This window comes from Burkholderia sp. BCC1640 (assembly GCF_902833125.1).
Lineage (GTDB): Bacteria > Pseudomonadota > Gammaproteobacteria > Burkholderiales > Burkholderiaceae > Burkholderia > Burkholderia diffusa.
The window spans coordinates 75407-91160 of sequence record NZ_CADFEF010000004.1 but is presented as its reverse complement, the minus strand read 5'-3'; the positions used below and the strand labels follow the sequence as shown (position 1 = coordinate 91160).

The 15754-nt window shown below is 66.1% G+C and carries 17 protein-coding genes; 11 read left to right on the top strand and 6 right to left on the bottom strand.

The window, feature by feature from the left end; all coding sequences use genetic code 11:
- Positions 1 to 30 precede the first annotated feature (30 nt).
- Both fliD and HWX25_RS06410 read right to left on the bottom strand, forming a co-directional pair.
- Positions 31 to 1464: a flagellar filament capping protein FliD gene (gene fliD, locus HWX25_RS06415; RefSeq protein WP_059691527.1), complete on the bottom strand. Its 1434-nt coding sequence runs from the start codon at positions 1462 to 1464 to the stop codon at positions 31 to 33.
- Positions 1465 to 1648: 184 nt separating this feature from the next.
- Positions 1649 to 2467: a flagellin domain-containing protein gene (locus HWX25_RS06410; protein WP_175907747.1), complete on the bottom strand. Its 819-nt coding sequence runs from the start codon at positions 2465 to 2467 to the stop codon at positions 1649 to 1651.
- Between the two features lie 547 nt (positions 2468 to 3014).
- On the opposite strand from HWX25_RS06410, the gene rpsU reads away from it, so the two are divergent.
- Positions 3015 to 3227, top strand: a complete 213-nt coding sequence (rpsU, locus tag HWX25_RS06405; protein ID WP_006401410.1) for a 30S ribosomal protein S21 — start codon at positions 3015 to 3017, stop codon at positions 3225 to 3227.
- 332 nt (positions 3228 to 3559) lie between these two features.
- On the opposite strand, the gene HWX25_RS06400 is transcribed toward rpsU, so the two are convergent.
- Positions 3560 to 4165 (bottom strand): DNA-3-methyladenine glycosylase I, encoded by a 606-nt coding sequence (locus HWX25_RS06400; protein ID WP_059816493.1) that lies wholly within the window; start codon positions 4163 to 4165, stop codon positions 3560 to 3562.
- A gap of 141 nt (positions 4166 to 4306) precedes the next feature.
- Between HWX25_RS06400 and HWX25_RS06395 the strand changes: the two genes are divergently transcribed.
- On the top strand, positions 4307 to 5188 hold the full coding sequence (locus tag HWX25_RS06395) for a BadF/BadG/BcrA/BcrD ATPase family protein (RefSeq protein WP_175907746.1): 882 nt from the start codon (positions 4307 to 4309) through the stop codon (positions 5186 to 5188).
- A gap of 153 nt (positions 5189 to 5341) precedes the next feature.
- Positions 5342 to 6175: a Cof-type HAD-IIB family hydrolase gene (locus tag HWX25_RS06390; RefSeq protein WP_175907744.1), complete on the top strand. Its 834-nt coding sequence runs from the start codon at positions 5342 to 5344 to the stop codon at positions 6173 to 6175.
- A gap of 105 nt (positions 6176 to 6280) precedes the next feature.
- Here the strand turns inward: HWX25_RS06390 and aqpZ are convergent, their stop codons facing one another.
- On the bottom strand, positions 6281 to 7021 hold the full coding sequence (aqpZ, locus tag HWX25_RS06385; protein WP_059533501.1) for an aquaporin Z: 741 nt from the start codon (positions 7019 to 7021) through the stop codon (positions 6281 to 6283).
- A 297-nt stretch (positions 7022 to 7318) separates the two neighbouring features.
- Here aqpZ and HWX25_RS06380 point away from each other — a divergent pair, with 297 nt between their 5' ends.
- Positions 7319 to 7615: an H-NS histone family protein gene (locus HWX25_RS06380; RefSeq protein ID WP_059533499.1), complete on the top strand. Its 297-nt coding sequence runs from the start codon at positions 7319 to 7321 to the stop codon at positions 7613 to 7615.
- Positions 7616 to 7725: 110 nt separating this feature from the next.
- On the opposite strand, the gene HWX25_RS06375 is transcribed toward HWX25_RS06380, so the two are convergent.
- A complete protein-coding gene (locus HWX25_RS06375; RefSeq protein ID WP_175907742.1) occupies positions 7726 to 8790 on the bottom strand; it encodes a glycosyltransferase family 4 protein in 1065 nt (354 codons plus the stop codon).
- Between the two features lie 231 nt (positions 8791 to 9021).
- Positions 9022 to 9417 (bottom strand): hypothetical protein, encoded by a 396-nt coding sequence (locus HWX25_RS06370; RefSeq protein ID WP_175907740.1) that lies wholly within the window; start codon positions 9415 to 9417, stop codon positions 9022 to 9024.
- A 39-nt stretch (positions 9418 to 9456) separates the two neighbouring features.
- Between HWX25_RS06370 and flhD the strand changes: the two genes are divergently transcribed.
- From flhD to cheW, 7 genes are all read left to right on the top strand, one after another.
- Positions 9457 to 9777, top strand: coding sequence for a flagellar transcriptional regulator FlhD (flhD, locus tag HWX25_RS06365; RefSeq protein ID WP_014895554.1), 321 nt, complete (start codon positions 9457 to 9459; stop codon positions 9775 to 9777).
- A gap of 93 nt (positions 9778 to 9870) precedes the next feature.
- Entirely contained in the window at positions 9871 to 10425 is a 555-nt protein-coding gene (flhC, locus tag HWX25_RS06360; protein WP_059452623.1) for a flagellar transcriptional regulator FlhC, read from the top strand.
- A 179-nt stretch (positions 10426 to 10604) separates the two neighbouring features.
- Positions 10605 to 11465 carry a flagellar motor stator protein MotA gene (motA, locus tag HWX25_RS06355; RefSeq protein ID WP_059452624.1) on the top strand — a complete coding sequence of 287 codons (861 nt, stop codon included), beginning with the start codon at positions 10605 to 10607 and terminating at the stop codon, positions 11463 to 11465.
- Between the two features lie 13 nt (positions 11466 to 11478).
- Positions 11479 to 12498, top strand: coding sequence for a flagellar motor protein MotB (gene motB, locus HWX25_RS06350; RefSeq protein ID WP_059816508.1), 1020 nt, complete (start codon positions 11479 to 11481; stop codon positions 12496 to 12498).
- A 24-nt stretch (positions 12499 to 12522) separates the two neighbouring features.
- Positions 12523 to 12900, top strand: a complete 378-nt coding sequence (locus tag HWX25_RS06345; RefSeq protein WP_059533493.1) for a response regulator — start codon at positions 12523 to 12525, stop codon at positions 12898 to 12900.
- A gap of 33 nt (positions 12901 to 12933) precedes the next feature.
- The gene (gene cheA, locus HWX25_RS06340; RefSeq protein WP_175907738.1) at positions 12934 to 15165 is read left to right on the top strand and encodes a chemotaxis protein CheA; all 2232 of its coding nucleotides are present in this window, start codon (positions 12934 to 12936) and stop codon (positions 15163 to 15165) included.
- A gap of 51 nt (positions 15166 to 15216) precedes the next feature.
- A complete protein-coding gene (gene cheW, locus HWX25_RS06335; RefSeq protein ID WP_031397017.1) occupies positions 15217 to 15732 on the top strand; it encodes a chemotaxis protein CheW in 516 nt (171 codons plus the stop codon).
- Positions 15733 to 15754 lie beyond the last annotated feature (22 nt).

Here is a 15754-nt window from a genome sequence, read left to right as displayed (position 1 = left end):
CCTCGTGAGCGGCGGCCGGGTGCCGGTCCGTCACTTGTTGGTGGCGAGCGTGCCGGCGCTGCTCGCACCGCCGAACAGCTGCGTCAGGTACTGCTGGTTGTTCTGCATCTTCGTCATCAGCGTGTTGAGCGCGGTGAACTGCGCGTTGTACTGGGCCGTGAGCGAGTCCTGGTAGTTCTTCAGCTGCGTCGCCTGGTCCTGCAGATTCGACAGGTCCTTGTTCAGCGAGGCCGTGCGCTGGTCGATCAGGCCGCCCGTCTGCGAGTACGAATTCGCGAAGTTGTTCAGCGCGACCCCGACGCCGTTCGTCGAGTTGAAGATCGCCGAGACGGCCGAGCCGTTGGTCGTGAGTGCGGTCTGCAGCTTCGTGCTGTCGACCGTGAGCGTGCCGTCGGTGTTCAGGTTGATGCCGATCGACGACAGGCTGTAGGTCTTGCCGCCCGACGTGACGCCGCCGCTGAGCGCGGTCGCGAGGCCGTTCGTGATCGAGTTCAGCATCGCGTCGCCGAGCAGCGGGCCGGCCGTCGAGCCCGACGACGTGGTCGTGTACGACGACAGGCTCGATGCCGTCGTGACGAAGGTCGAGTACGCCTTCGCGAAATTGTTGATCGCCGTCGTGATGCCGGTCGTGTCCTGCGCGATCGTAAGCGTCTGTGTCGTGTTGACCGCGGCGGCCGTCAGGTTCAGCGTGACGCCGGTCAGCGCGTTGGAGATCTGGTTCGTCGCGCTCGTCACGGTGCTGCCGGCGATCGTGATGTTGGCGTCCGCGGCGGGCGTCACCGTGTTGTAGGTCGACTGCGTCGAGTCCAGCTTGCTGTTCAGGCCGGCGCCCGCGGTGATCGACACCGTGTTAGCCGCCCCGGTGTTGTTCGACGAGAGCACCAGATGCTGGCCGTCGGACGCGTTGATCACGGTGGCCGTCACGCCCGGGTTGTTCGAGGCCTTGTTGATGTTCGCGGCGATCGTCGCGAGCGTATCGGTCGACGAGACCGACAGCTGCATCGAGCCGGTGCCGACGCCGACGGTCAGCGTGCCGCTGCCGATCGTGTCGGACGACGTGAGCGCCGGCGAAGAAATCGAGTTGGCGGTCGCGACCGCGTTGACTTTCACCGCGTACGTGCCGGCCGCCGCGCCGCTCGCGGTGGTGGCGGTGAGGCCGGAGCCGCTGGCCGTCGCGGTCAGTGCCGACAGCGCCGTGCCGTCGGTGAGGCCCTTCAGCGCCGTTTGCAGCGCCGCGAGCTGCGACTTGATCTGCCCGATCGCGGACAGTTCGGTGTTGTCGGACGTTTGCTTGTTCGCGAGTGCGGTCGTTTGCGCGGCGGTCTTCGCGGTGACGAGCGCGGAGACGAGCGAATTGACGTCGAGCGACGACTTCGTCGAGCCGCTGATGAGGGACTGCGCAGCCTGCTGGAGCGCGGTGTTCAGGTCGCTGGAGGACGTGGTGGTGGTGGTCGTCGAGGTCATTCGGGTGCTCCGGTCCGCATCGCCGGACAGGTTCGGGCGAATCGCGCGTCGGTGTCGAACAAGCGCGCAACGGGAGGTGAGCCTCCCGGGTGCGCGATGAAAAGGCGCGGGCGCCGGACCCAGGTCGCGGCGCCCGTGCCGGCGGACGGCGCGTCGCGAGACGCGCGCCGCCGGTCGTGGGGTATTAACCCAGGAGCTTCAGGACTTGCTGCGGCAGCGAGTTCGCTTGTGCCAGCACCGAGATACCTGCTTGCTGCAGCACTTGCGCCTTGCTCAGGTTCGCCGTTTCCGTCGCGAAGTCCGCGTCGGTGATCTGCGAACGGGCTGCCGACATGTTGGTCGATTGCGTCTGCGTGTTCGTGATGGCCGACTGGAACGTGTTCTGCGTTGCGCCGAGCGTTGCCTGGAACGTGTTGACCTTCGTCAGCACTGCGTCGATCGAGCCCATCGCGGCTTGCGAATCCGTGACGCTCGAAACCGTCAGCGCGGAGAGGCCGAGGTTTGCCGAGTCCCAGCTCTGCGCGCCGAAGTTCGCTGCGATCGTCTGGCCGTTGATTGCGCCGATCTGGAAGCTGACCGTGCCCAGGCCTTGCAGGACGGATTGACCGTTGAACGTCGTTTGCGTTGCGACGCGCGAGATTTCCGTCAGACGGGTCGAGACTTCCGACTGCAGGTTTGCACGTGCGTTGGAGTCGAGCGAGCCGTCGCCTGCTTCAACTGCCAGCTGGCGGATACGTTGCAGGTTGTCGACGATCGACTGGAGCGCGCCGGCCGTCGTCTGGACCATCGAGATGCCGTTGTTCGCGTTCGACACGCCTTGGTTCAGCGCGTTGATCGCGGCCGTCTGGGTCGTCGCGATTGCGAGGCCCGCTGCGTCGTCTGCCGCGCTGTTCACGCGCTTGCCCGACGACAGGCGGTTGATCGCTTGCGACAGCGCGTTTTGCGAGCCCGACAGATTCGTCTGCGTCGACAGCGAAAGGATGTTGGTGTTGATGTTCAGCATTTGCTTCCTCGTTTTGGAAAATGCCTGAGTACAGACAGGATCAGGTTCGTTTTCGGCGTTGCGCTTTATCGCGAGTGGCGCTGCCCGCCTTTCCTGGTTGACGGCGGCACCCGGCGAAAACTTTAGAGGGATGTGTGAGGAAAATCGGGACGGAAGCATGCCGCTGCCGTGAAGTCCACGCCTGGTATGGCTGGCAGCGATTTTGGCGGGGTTGCGCGACGGTCTCGTTGGACGGTGTATGCGGCCGCGCCGCGCGGGGCGGCGAAGCGGGATCGACAAAAGGATAGTTTTGTCTGTGATTTCCTGATATGATGGCGGGCTGAATTGAGATTTTCTGTCAAGCCTGTGCCGTCTCGGCACTCTTGCTGGCAGTCAAACGCGGCGCTGCACGCGGCTTGTGAAGCGTACTCGCGGTGCTTTGTGCCTCTCTTTTCCGGCCTCCGAGGCCGTATTTCCGCTCGTTTCGCCTGTTGTGGGGACGCCCGGATGGCCGGTGCGTGGCGCTTGGCCGCTACGTTTTTGACCGTTTAAGCAATTTAGGAACGACATGACGACGATTCTTCTGAAAGAAAACGAGCCGTTCGAAGTGGCGATTCGCCGCTTTCGCCGTGCTATCGAAAAAAATGGCCTGATCGCTGAACTGCGCGAACGCCAGTCCTACGAAAAGCCGACCGCAGTCCGCAAGCGCAAGAAGGCAGCAGCCGTCAAGCGCCTGCACAAGCGCCTGCGCAGCCAGATGCTGCCGAAGAAGCTCCACTAAGAGCATCTACGGTTCGCCGCGAAACGGCGGAGCGTGCTTCGAAAGAAGCCGCTCCGCCGTTTTGCTTTTCGGGCCGGAAAAAACGGCTTCGATCTCGGGAATCAAGCCTTGGCGGGGTGGCCGCCTGGCGGCGACGCGGCGGGTTCGACGGATTGCCGGGCGGTTTCGGGCCGCCGCGGGGTTCGTTCCGAAGTCGTTCATCGCGGCGCTCAGCGTCGGCGTGACGGGATCGGCATCTGCTTGAAGAAGCGCAGCGCGTGCGTGCGGGCCACGCACGACGCGATGACGTATCGATGCACCAACCCGGCCCGCCGGGCGGGGCTGCGTCGCCGTCAGCCTGCCTTGCGGCGCCGTGCCGGCTGCTGCTTGCCGCCGAGCGCGGCGCATTTGGCGTGACACGGGCAGCCGGTCTCGTGGTCGTTGACCATCCCGGTTGCCTGCATCAGCGCGTAGCAGATCGTCGAGCCGACGAACTTGCAGCCGTATTCCTTCAGCGCCTTGCTGAGCGCATCGGACTCGGCGGTCGATGCGGGCGCGTCGCGATACGACTGCCACGCGTTCTGCACCGGCGTATGGTCGACGAACGACCACAGGAATTGCGCGAGCGACCCGTGGTCGTCGCGAATGCGCTGCACGGCCCGGGCATTGGTCACCGCGGACTCCACCTTCGCGCGATTGCGCACGATGCCCGGATTTTCGAGCAGCTTCTCGATGTGCTTCGGCGTGAAGCGCGCGACCGCGTCGACATCGAACTCGGCGAACGCCTCGCGATAGCCGGCACGCTTGTTCAGGATCGTCGACCACGACAGCCCCGCCTGCGCGCCTTCGAGAATCAACATTTCGAACAGATGGCGATCGTCATGCGACGGCACGCCCCACTCGGTATCGTGATAGTGAGCATCCGCTTCCGTCCTTACCCAGTTGCACCGCTGCGACATCGTCAGCCTCGTTCCAGAGTCGATTCGATCGTGCCAGCATAGCGGAAGGCCCATTCACGGCATAGCTGGCCGAACGACAGATGGGCGCGCGGCGCTGATCCGGTTAAGCTTGGCGCCTGTTCGAATCAGCAGGATCAACGCATGACGGCACTACTTTTTGCGATCGGCATCGACGGCGGCGGCACCGGCACCCGTGCGGTACTGGCCGATCGGCACGGGCGCGAGCTCGCACAGGGGCGCGGCGGCCCGTCTGGGCTCGGGCTCGGCATCGAGCGCGCGTGGGCATCGATCGGCGCGGCCTGCGCCGACGCCTTCACGCTGGCCGGCCTCGCGTTCGACTGGTCGCAATGCGCGCTCGGTTGCGGGCTCGCGGGCGTCAACAACGCCGCGTGGCTCGCCGCGTTCCGTGCGCAGGCGCCGCTCGACGCGCTCGCGATCGAGAGCGACGCGTATACGACCGTCGTCGGCGCGCACGGCGGCGCGCCGGGGCTCATCGTCGCACTCGGCACCGGTAGCATCGCGGCGGCGCTCGACGCGGCGGGCGACTGCCGCATCGCGGGCGGCTTCGGTTTTCCGTCCGGCGACGAGGCGAGCGGTGCGTGGCTCGGCATGCGCGCGCTTGCATACGCGCAGCAGGCGCTCGACGGCCGCGTGCCGCGCGACGCGTTCGCCGGCGCGCTGCTCGCGGAAACGGGCGTGCACGATCGAGACGCACTCGTCCAGTGGTCGTGCGATGCGAACCAGACGATCTACGCGCGCCTCGCGCCGATCGTGTTCGCGCACCGCGACCATCCTTGTGCGGCGGCGCTGATCGCGCAGGCCGGCGAAGAGATCGGCAAGATGATCGACGCGCTCGATCCGCGGCAGGCGCTGCCGGTCGCGCTGTGCGGCGGGCTGGCCGACGCGCTGGCGCCGGCCGTGCCGGCGCGCCACGCGGCCCGGCTGCGCGCGCCGCTCGACGATTCCGCGCACGGCGCGTTGCGGCTTGCGTTGCAGGCATTGAGGGCAGCCGAAGCGGGGTGAGCGGTTCAAATGGGCGGCGTGCGGTGAGTGGTGAGCCGGCCGGGCAGGCCGAACGGCCCGAAACCGGCCCGTTCCCCAACCGCCCGGCGGCCCCCCGGGCACGACGTTAAAATGGCGGTTCCGCAGCGTCCTGCGCGCCATTCACCCGTCCCCATGTACAAAGTCATCGCCACCGATCTCGACGGCACCCTGCTGAACAGCGACCACCAGCTCGATCCGTACACGATCGAGACCGTCCGCCGGCTCGACCGCGACGGCCTGCAATTCGTGATCGCGACGGGGCGCCACTATGCGGACGTCGCCGGCATCCGCGACGTGCTGGGCATCCGGCCGTACCTGATCACGTCGAACGGCGCGCGCGTGCATGCGCCGGACGACACGGCGATCCACGCGCAGGACATCGATCCCGCGATCGTCCGCGGCCTCGTGCAGCCGGGCGTGACCGGCGCGCACGGGCGCGTGATCGTCAACTTGTTCACCGACCGCGGCTGGCTGATCGACCGCGACGCGCCGCACCTGCTCGAATTCCACCAGGATTCGGGATTCCGGTACGACGTGATCGACATGTCCGCGCACGACGGCGCCGATATCGCAAAGGTGCTGTATATCGGCGAGCCGGCCGATCTGGCGGTGGTCGCCGAGCAGATGCGCGTGCGGTTCGGCGATGCGCTGTACGTCACGTATTCACTGCCCGACTGTCTCGAAGTGATGACCGCCAACGTGTCGAAGGGCCGCGCGCTGCGTGCGGTGCTCGCGCGGCTCGGCGTCGACGCCGGCCACTGCATCGCGTTCGGCGACAACATGAACGACATCGACCTGCTCGAAACGGCCGGTCACGCGTTCATGATGAACAACGCGAACCCCGACCTGATCGCGCACCTGCCGTACATCCCGCGGATCGGCAACAACTTCGACGCGGGCGTCGCCCGCCACCTGCGCACGCTGTTCGCGCTCGAGGACACCCTCGACGGCGTCGCCGCTTCCTGAGCGGCCATGAAAAACGGGCGCCAGCGGCGCCCGTCCAAATTACCTGCCTCTATGTTGTTCGACAGCGTGAGGCTCGCTGCTCTGCTCGCGTGACCCCGTAGCGTTTTATTCGTTGGTGCGAGCGGATGCGGGCAGCAGGCCGACGGCATCGTCGCGCCCGGCGATGAGCGGATAGACGATCCCCGCGATTGCCGCACCGATGATCGGCGCGACCCAGAACAGCCACAGCTGGCCGATCGCCTCGCCGCCCACGAACAGCGCCGGGCCGGTCGAGCGGGCCGGGTTCACCGACGTGTTGGTGACCGGGATGGAGATCAGGTGAATCAACGTCAAGCACAGGCCGATCGCGATCGGCGCGAAGCCGGCAGGCGCGCGCTTGTCGGTGGCGCCGAGAATCACGAACAGGAAGAAGGCCGTCATCACGACTTCGCAGATGAACGCCGCGCCGAGCGAGTAATGGCCGGGCGAGCGCTCGCCGAAGCCGTTCGTCGCAAAGCCGCTGCCGACGACGTCGAAGCCCGGCTTGCCGGTCGCGATCAGGTACAGCACGAACGCTCCCAGCGTGGCGCCGACCACCTGCGCGACGATGTACGGCGCGAGATCGCGCGCCGGGAAGCGGCCGGCGACCGTCAGGCCGACGCTCACCGCCGGATTCAGGTGGCAGCCCGAAATATGGCCGATCGCGAACGCCATCGTCAGCACGGTCAGGCCGAAGGCGAGTGCGACGCCGGCAAAGCCGATGCCGAGGCCCGGAAAGGCGGCGGCCAGCACGGCGCTTCCGCACCCGCCGAGCACCAGCCAGAACGTGCCGAATACCTCTGCAGCCAGACGCTGAGAAAGATTCATGTAAGGACCTCGTTCAAGTGGGTTGAAGACAAACGGGCGACCGGATGATTTATTCCGACGCCGGAATTGGTCTGGATTATAGGAAATGAATCGGCTTCGAGAGGGTCAACGATTGTTAAATTTGAATGGCCGGAGAATGGCTTTTATTAGAATAAGTCCGCATTCTCGATATCGACGAATCGGTTAAAGATGACAGCATTAAATTCGAAGAGCAGGGCGGCAGTACGATGACGTAACGGATGTTGGCGTTCCGGCCGAACTCGCTGGAGCCGCATCATGGAAAAGGGGAGTCGAAAAATGTCTCAATACGCGAAACTCAAGGCGCAGATCGCCGAGTTGCAGGCCCAGGCGGACGACGTGCGTCGCCAGGAAGTGGCGACGGTGATCGCCGACGTCCAGCGAATGATTGCCGAATATGGCCTGACGGCCGAGGACCTGGGCTTCGCGGAGCGAGCGCGGCGCGGCCGTCCGCCGAAAAAGGCGCCGCTGCCCCCGAAATACCGCGACCCGAAGTCGGGCGCAACCTGGAGCGGGCGCGGCAAGCCGCCGAATTGGATCGTCGGGAAAAACCGCGATCGTTTCCTGATCGAATGACCGCGCAAAAAGAAAGAGCCGCATCGTCGATGCGGCTCTTTGGCGTCTTCGGGATTTTCGCGCCGATTTCGGCGCGAATTTCACCGGATATTTCCTGACGAATTTCGGCGTCAGGCGCCCGCGACCTGACGCAAGACCGGCCGTTTTGCCGCCGTGCAAAGTGATTCGTAAGTTTCGACATAACGCCGCGCCATCGCTTTCGAGCTGAAGCGCGTATCGAAACGTGCGCGGATCGCGTCGCGCGACAGGCTGTCGATCCGGTGCAGCGCACCGACAGCGCCCTGCACGTCCTCGACGATGAAGCCGGTCACGCCGTCCTCGATCACTTCCGGCACCGAGCCGCGGTTGAACGCGACGACCGGCGTGCCGCAGGCCATCGCCTCGATCATCACCAGGCCGAACGGCTCCGGCCAGTCGATCGGGAACAGCAGCGCCTTCGCGCCGGACAGGAACGCCGGCTTCTGCGCCTCGTTGATCTCGCCGATGAATTCGACGTGCGCCTCGCCGAGCAGCGGCTCGATCACTTCCTTGAAGTAATCGGCGTCGGCCTTGTCGACCTTCGCGGCGATCTTCAGCGGCAGCCCGCTTTGCGCGGCGATCCGGATCGCGGTGTCGACCCGCTTTTCGGGGCAGATCCGGCCGAGGAAGGCAAGGTATTCGGGTTTCACGTCCGGTTGCGGCGTGAGCAGCGTGTCGGGCAGCCCGTGATACACGGTGCCGGCCCATGCGGCCTGCGGCAGCGGCTTGCGCTGGTTGTTCGAGATCGATACGACCGGCGCGTCCGGGAAGGCGTCGAACACCGGCTGCAGCTCCGGCAGGTCGAGGCGGCCGTGCAGCGTCGTCACGTAAGGCGTATCGAGGCGCGACATCAGCGAGAACGGCATGTAGTCGAGGTGGAAGTGCAGCACGTCGAATTCGTGCGCGACACGGGCGACCTGTTCGATCAGGCGCATATGGGGCGCCATCGAGTCGCGTATCGACGGGTCGAGCCGCAGTGCGCGCGGCCATGCCGCCTCGAGACGGGCGGACGTGACGGAGTCGCCGCTCGCGAACAGCGTCACGTCGTGGCCAAGCTCGACGAGCGCCTCGGTGAGATAGGACACGACACGCTCGGTGCCGCCATAGAGTTTCGGCGGGACAGCTTCGTAAAGCGGCGCGATCTGGGCAATACGCATGGGCGTTCTCCGGTGTCGACCAGCGCGGGGCGCTCGAGTGCGCATGCTGGTCCGATGCAGGGTTGCGGAACTCGCCGACGCACGCGCTTTGCGGTACGTGGCCCGGTCCGGGGCGCGGTGCGCGGGAGGCCGGGCGGCAAGCTGCGGGGCGGGCCGGCACGGCTCCCGCCGCCGCCCATTGGAGTCCATTATCGATATCGCCTTCAGGGGTTCGAGTGTTTTTTCAAACACTTAAGGCTTGTTACACCATGAAATACGCGAAAACCCCGATAAAAAGGGTGCGGAAACATAAAGCGATATGGCAACGAGAATTGTTGCGCTATCGTGAAAAACCACTATAATTTTTACCGATTCACTTTCCGGCAGCCTTGTCAGAAGGCCTCCAGCCGGATTTGTCCCATGCGGTACCGCATCGTCGACGAATTCGCGCGTCACTCGCCCCGCCGTTTGTTCCCTTTCAATTCGCTTTGTCGGAAAAATTCCTACACGGTTTACAGACAAATCCTGCGCGGCATACGCCACTTCGCTGATACCGACATAAATCCCGTTTGGCCAAAATTCGCCCTGTAAGACTATAAACGTGCCGACGGTGCGCCCAGCGCGGCCTGATCGAGCAAACGTTTTCATAACACGAAAGGCCAAAGCAAAGCTCTTAACGGGGGAATCATGAGCGCCACCAGCGAAATGCTCAGTGAGATCAAAGAGGTCAACCTGTCGTACCTCCTCCTCGCGCAGCGCCTGCTGCGGGAAGACAAAGCGATGGGCATGTTCCGCATGGGCGTATCCCAGGAACTGGCCGACGTGCTCGCGAACCTCACGCTCGCCCAGACCGTGAAGCTCGCGGCATCGAACCAGATGTTGTGCCGCTTCCGCTTCGACGATCACGCGTTGCTGTCGTCGCTCGCCGACAAGGGGCGCAGCGACGTCGTCACGCACGCGCATTCGGCCATCCTGATGGCCGGCCAGCCGGTCGAAAGCGTCCGCTGATCCTTCCCGCCTTGCGTTCGTCCCGGCGCGCCGCGCCGGCAGGCGGCGCTTTGGCCACTCATCCGAACAACGTCAAGCGGACGGTTATTCACCATGGCAAGCAAAAGCGTCGTGATCGAGGTGAAGGAAATCACCCTCGCCATCGAACTGATCGAACTGGGCGCCCGGCTGCAGCTGCTGGAGGCGGAAACGAGCCTGTCGCGCGATCGCCTGATCAAGCTGTACAAGGAGCTGAAGGGCGCGTCGCCGCCGAAGGGGATGCTGCCGTTCTCGACCGACTGGTTCATGACGTGGCAGCCGAACATCCACTCGTCGCTGTTCTACAACATCTACCGGTTCATGCAGGATCACGGCCGCTGCGAGCCGATCCAGTCGATCGTGAAGGCGTACCGGCTCTATCTGGAGCACGTGAACCTGTCCGGCGACGAGGCCGCGCTGAGCCTCACGCGCGCGTGGACGCTGGTGCGCTTCTTCGACTCGGGGATGCTGCAGATGACCCCGTGCACGCGTTGCGGCGGCCACTTCGTCGCGCACGCGCATGATCCGCATCAAGGTTTCGTGTGCGGCCTCTGCCAGCCGCCGTCGCGCGCGGGCAAGACCCGCAAGGCCGCCGCCGCGCGCGCCGAGCTGTCCGCCGCCGCGGCCTGAGCGCCTTCGGGCGGGGCGCGAGCGGACGCCGGATGGCCGCCGCGCGCCGCGCGAACCGGCCGAGGCTTGCTGGTAAACACCGCCGCGCCGCCTCGGCGCGACCGCGAAAGTTTTCCTGCCGACTGCCGTAAACCTGATTAACGGCGGTCTCCCCGCCGGTCATTCGTGAGGGACAGGCAGTGCTGATTATCGTGGGAACACTCGTGACGCTGTTGTCCGTCTTCGGCGGTTACGCGCTGGCAGGCGGGCATCTGGGCGCATTGATCCAGCCGGTCGAGATCCTGATGATCGCGGGCGCGGGCGTCGGCGCGTTCATCCTCGGCAACGGCATGAAGACCATCAAGGGGACGCTGCGTGTGCTGCCGACGCTCTTCAAGGGCTCGAAGTACACCAAGGACGTCTATATGGAGCTGATGGCGCTCCTGTACGTGCTGCTCGCCAAGGCGCGCAAGGAAGGCACGCTGACGCTCGAGGCCGACATCGACGATCCGGACAAGAGCCCGATCTTCACGCAATACCCGAAGATCCTCGCCGATCGCCACATCGTCGAATTCCTGACCGATTACCTGCGCCTGATGGTGGGCGGCAACATGAACGCGTTCGAGATCGAGAGCCTGATGGACGAGGAGATCGAGACGCACCACGCCGAAGGCGAGGGCCCGGCGCACGCGCTGATGCGCGTCGGCGACGCGATGCCGGCGTTCGGGATCGTCGCGGCCGTGATGGGCGTCGTCCACACGATGGCATCCGCCGACAAGCCGCCCGCGGTGCTCGGCGCGATGATCGCGCAGGCGCTGGTCGGCACGTTCCTCGGGATCCTGCTGTCGTACGGGCTGATCGGGCCGCTCGCGAGCCTCGCGGAGCAGCGCGTGGCCGAGTCGACCAAGATGTTCCAGTGCATCAAGGTGACGATCCTCGCGAGCCTGAACGGCTATGCGCCGGCGATCGCGGTCGAGTTCGGCCGCAAGGTGCTGTTCTCGACCGAGCGGCCGTCGTTTACCGAGCTCGAAGAGCACGTGCGCCGCGTGAAGGCGAAGTGACGCGGAGCGTTCGATGAGCAAGAACAAGGATCGCGCGATCGTCGTGAAACGGGTGGCCCCGCAGAAGAAGGGCCACCACGGCGGCGCATGGAAGCTCGCCTACGCGGACTTCATGACCGCGATGATGGCGTTCTTCCTGCTGATGTGGCTGCTGAGCTCGGTCACGCCGGTGCAGCTGAAGGGGATCGCCGAGTACTTCAACACGCCGCTGAAGGCCGCGCTGTTCGGCAGCGGCGATCGCAGCTCGCAGGACTCGAGCATCATCAACGGCGGCGGCCGCGACCTGTCGAGCCTCGACGCCGGCACGCTGCGCCGCACCGACGGCACGACGTCGCTCGCCGACCGCGTCGCGAAGGCCGGCGACGACAAGACGCGCTCGCAGGCGCAGGGCGCGCAGGACCGGCTCGAGCAGACGCGCCTGCACGACCTGCAGATCAAGCTGATGGCGGCGATCGAGGCGAACCCGACGCTGCGCCAGTTCAAGCAGCAGATCCGCATCGATTCGACGCTGATGGGACTGCGCATCGAGATCGTCGATACGCAGAAGCGGCCGATGTTCGCGATGTCGAGCGACCACGTCGAGCCGTATATGCGCGACATCCTGCGCGAGATCGGCAAGACGCTGAACGACGTGCCGAACCGGATCATCGTCCAGGGCCACACCGACGCGGTGCCGTACGCGGGCGGCGAGGGCGGCTACAGCAATTGGGAGCTGTCGGCCGACCGCGCGAACGCGTCGCGCCGCGAGCTGATCGCGGGCGGCATGGACGAGGCGAAGGTGCTGCGCGTGCTCGGCCTCGCGTCGACGCAGAACCTGAACAAGGCCGATCCGCTCGATCCGGAAAACCGCCGGATCAGCGTGATCGTGCTGAATCGCAAATCCGAAGACGCGCTGATGCGCGACGACGCGACGACCACGACGCTGTCGGCCGACGCGGCGGGCTCGAAGCTGCTGGCCCAGCAGCTCGGCGGCCCGGCGCCGGCCGCGCGACCGATGCTCGCGAGCGCCGTCGCCGTGGCGCCGAAACCCTGACGTTTCCCAGATTTCGAGACAGACATGATCCGAACCATTCTCGCCATCGACGACTCGGCGACCATGCGCGCGCTGCTGCAGGCGACGCTGGCGCAGGCCGGCTACGACGTGACGGTGGCGCCGGACGGCGAAGCCGGCTTCGACATGGCGGCCACCGTGCCGTACGACCTGGTGCTGACCGACCAGAACATGCCGCGCAAGAACGGGCTCGAGGTGATCGCCTCGCTGCGCAAGCTGACGGCATACGCGGACACGCCGATCCTCGTGCTGACCACCGAAGGCAGCGATGCCTTCAAGGACGCCGCGCGCGACGCGGGCGCGACCGGCTGGATCGAAAAGCCGATCGACCCGGCCGTGCTGATCGACCTGGTCGCGACGCTGTCCGAGCAGACCGCCTCCTGACATGTACGCGAAGAATTCAACCGGTGACCGGGCATGACTCTCGACATCACGCAGTTCTACCAGACCTTTTTCGACGAAGCGGACGAGTTGCTCGCGCAGATGGAGCAGCTGCTGCTGAACCTCGACGTCGGCTCGCCCGACCCCGAGGACCTGGCCGCGATCTTCCGCGCCGCGCATTCGATCAAGGGCGGCGCGGCGACCTTCGGCTTTTCCGCGCTGACCGAGACGACCCACATCCTCGAGTCGCTGCTCGACCGCGCGCGCAACCATGAGCTGACGCTGACCAAGGAAATGGTCGACGCGTTCCTCGAGACCAAGGACGTGCTGTCCGACCAGCTGGTCGACTATCGCGCCAGCGCGGAACCGGACGCGGCGGCTGCCGCGACGATCTGCGCGAAGCTCGAACGCCTGAAGGCCGAGAGCGGCGCGGGTGCGCCCGCGGACGTCGCGCCAGCGGTGCCGGCCGAGGCCGCCGCACCGGCGCCGGTGGCCGTCGCCGACGACCGCGCGCCCGATCACGTGGTCGAACAGGCCGTCGCGGCCGCGCATCCGGCGGACGACGCCGGCGCGGGCGGCCCGCACCTGAAGATCACGCTCGTCGGGGTCGACGCGAAGGACCAGGCGCTGCTCACCGAGGAACTCGGCAATCTCGGCCGGATCGTCGGCCGCGAGGAAGCGGGCGCGGACCTGACGCTGTGGCTCGAATCGGACGTGCCGTCCGACGACATCGTCGCCGTGTGCTGCTTCGTGATCGACGACAGCCAGATCCGCATCGCGCGCGGCACCGCGCCGGCCGCACCGGCGGCGCCTGCCGCCGCGCCGGCCGCGCTCGAACCGGCCGCCGCGCCGGAGCCGGCCGCACGCGTCGAGGTATTCGCGCAAGCCGCCGGTGCCGCGCCGGCCGCCGCCGCATCGCAAGCGCCGGCGCAGCCGGGCGCGGCCGCGCAACCGGCGCCGCAAGCGGCCCCGCAGCCGCACGCCGAAGCCGCCGCGCCGGCTGCCCACGCCGCCGCCCACCACGACGACAAGCGTCCGCGCCCGGCCGCCGCGGCATCGGGCGCCGAAGGCAGCTCGATCCGCGTCGGCGTCGAGAAGGTCGACCAGCTGATCAACCTGGTCGGCGAACTCGTGATCACGCAGGCGATGCTCGCGGAAACGGCGAGCGCGTTCGATCCGGCGCTGCACGACCGCCTCTTCAACGGGATGGCGCAACTGGAACGCAACGCGCGCGACCTGCAGGAAGCGGTGATGTCGATCCGCATGATGCCGATGGACTACGTGTTCAGCCGCTTCCCGCGCCTCGTGCGCGACCTGGCCGGCAAGCTCGGCAAGCAGGTCGAACTCGTCACGTTCGGCCAGGCGACCGAGCTCGACAAGAGCCTGATCGAGCGGATCATCGACCCGCTCACCCACCTCGTGCGCAACAGCCTCGACCACGGGATCGAGACCGTCGACAAACGCGTCGCCGCCGGCAAGGACTCGGTCGGCCAGCTCGTGCTGTCGGCCGCGCATCACGGCGGCAACATCGTGATCGAGGTCAGCGACGACGGCGGCGGCCTGAACCGCGAGCGGATTCTCGCGAAGGCCGCGAAGCAGGGCATGCAGATTCCCGACACCATCAGCGACGACGAAGTCTGGCAACTGATCTTCGCGCCGGGCTTCTCGACCGCCGAGACGGTGACCGACGTATCGGGCCGCGGCGTCGGGATGGACGTCGTGAAGCGCAACATCCAGTCGATGGGCGGCCACGTCGAGATCAGCTCGCAGGCCAGCCGCGGCACGACCACGCGGATCGTGCTGCCGCTCACGCTCGCGATTCTCGACGGGATGTCGGTGAAGGTCGGCACGGAGATCTTCATCCTGCCGCTGAACTTCGTGATGGAGTCGCTGCAGCCGTCGAACGACGACATCTACACGGTCGGCAACGGCGAGCGCGTGGTGCGCGTGCGCGGCGAATACCTGCCGCTCGTCGCGCTGCACGAGGTGTTCTCGGTCGAGGACGCGCGCACCGATCCGACCCAGGGGATCGTCACGATCATGGAAACCGAGGGGCGCCGCTTCGCGATGCTCATCGACGAGCTGGTCGGCCAGCAGCAGGTGGTGGTGAAGAACCTCGAAACGAATTACCGCAAGGTGCACGGCATCTCGGCGGCGACCATCCTCGGCGACGGCAGCGTCGCACTGATCGTCGACGTCGCGGCGCTGAACCGCGAAACCCGTGCGATGCACGGCGCCCGTACCGGCGCCGAGCTCGCGATGATCTGATGTCTCTCGCCATTCAACCGATTGGGGGCAAACGTGTCTGCTGAAGTCCAAATGATCAATCCGGCCGCGGCGAACGCGGCAACGAGCCGCCGCGACGCGGAACAAGGCGACGCGACCGGCCAGGAATTCCTGGTGTTCACGCTCGGCGACGAGGAATACGGGATCGACATCCTGAAGGTGCAGGAAATCCGCGGCTACGACAGCGTCACGCGCATCGCGAACGCGCCGGACTTCATCAAGGGCGTGATCAACCTGCGCGGCATCATCGTGCCGATCGTCGACATGCGGATCAAGTTCCATCTCGGCCGCGTCGAGTACGACCACCAGACCGTCGTGATCATCCTGAACGTGTCGAACCGCGTGGTCGGGATGGTGGTCGACGGCGTGTCGGACGTGCTGACGCTGCAGACCGACCAGATCATGCCGGCGCCGGAGTTCGGCGCGACGCTGACGACCGAGTACCTGACGGGCCTCGGCACCGTCGATGGCCGGATGCTGATCCTGATGGACATCGAAAAGTTGATGTCGAGCCGTGAAATGGCGCTGATCGAAACACTCGGCGGGTAAGCGCGCCGCGCGCGCAGGAATT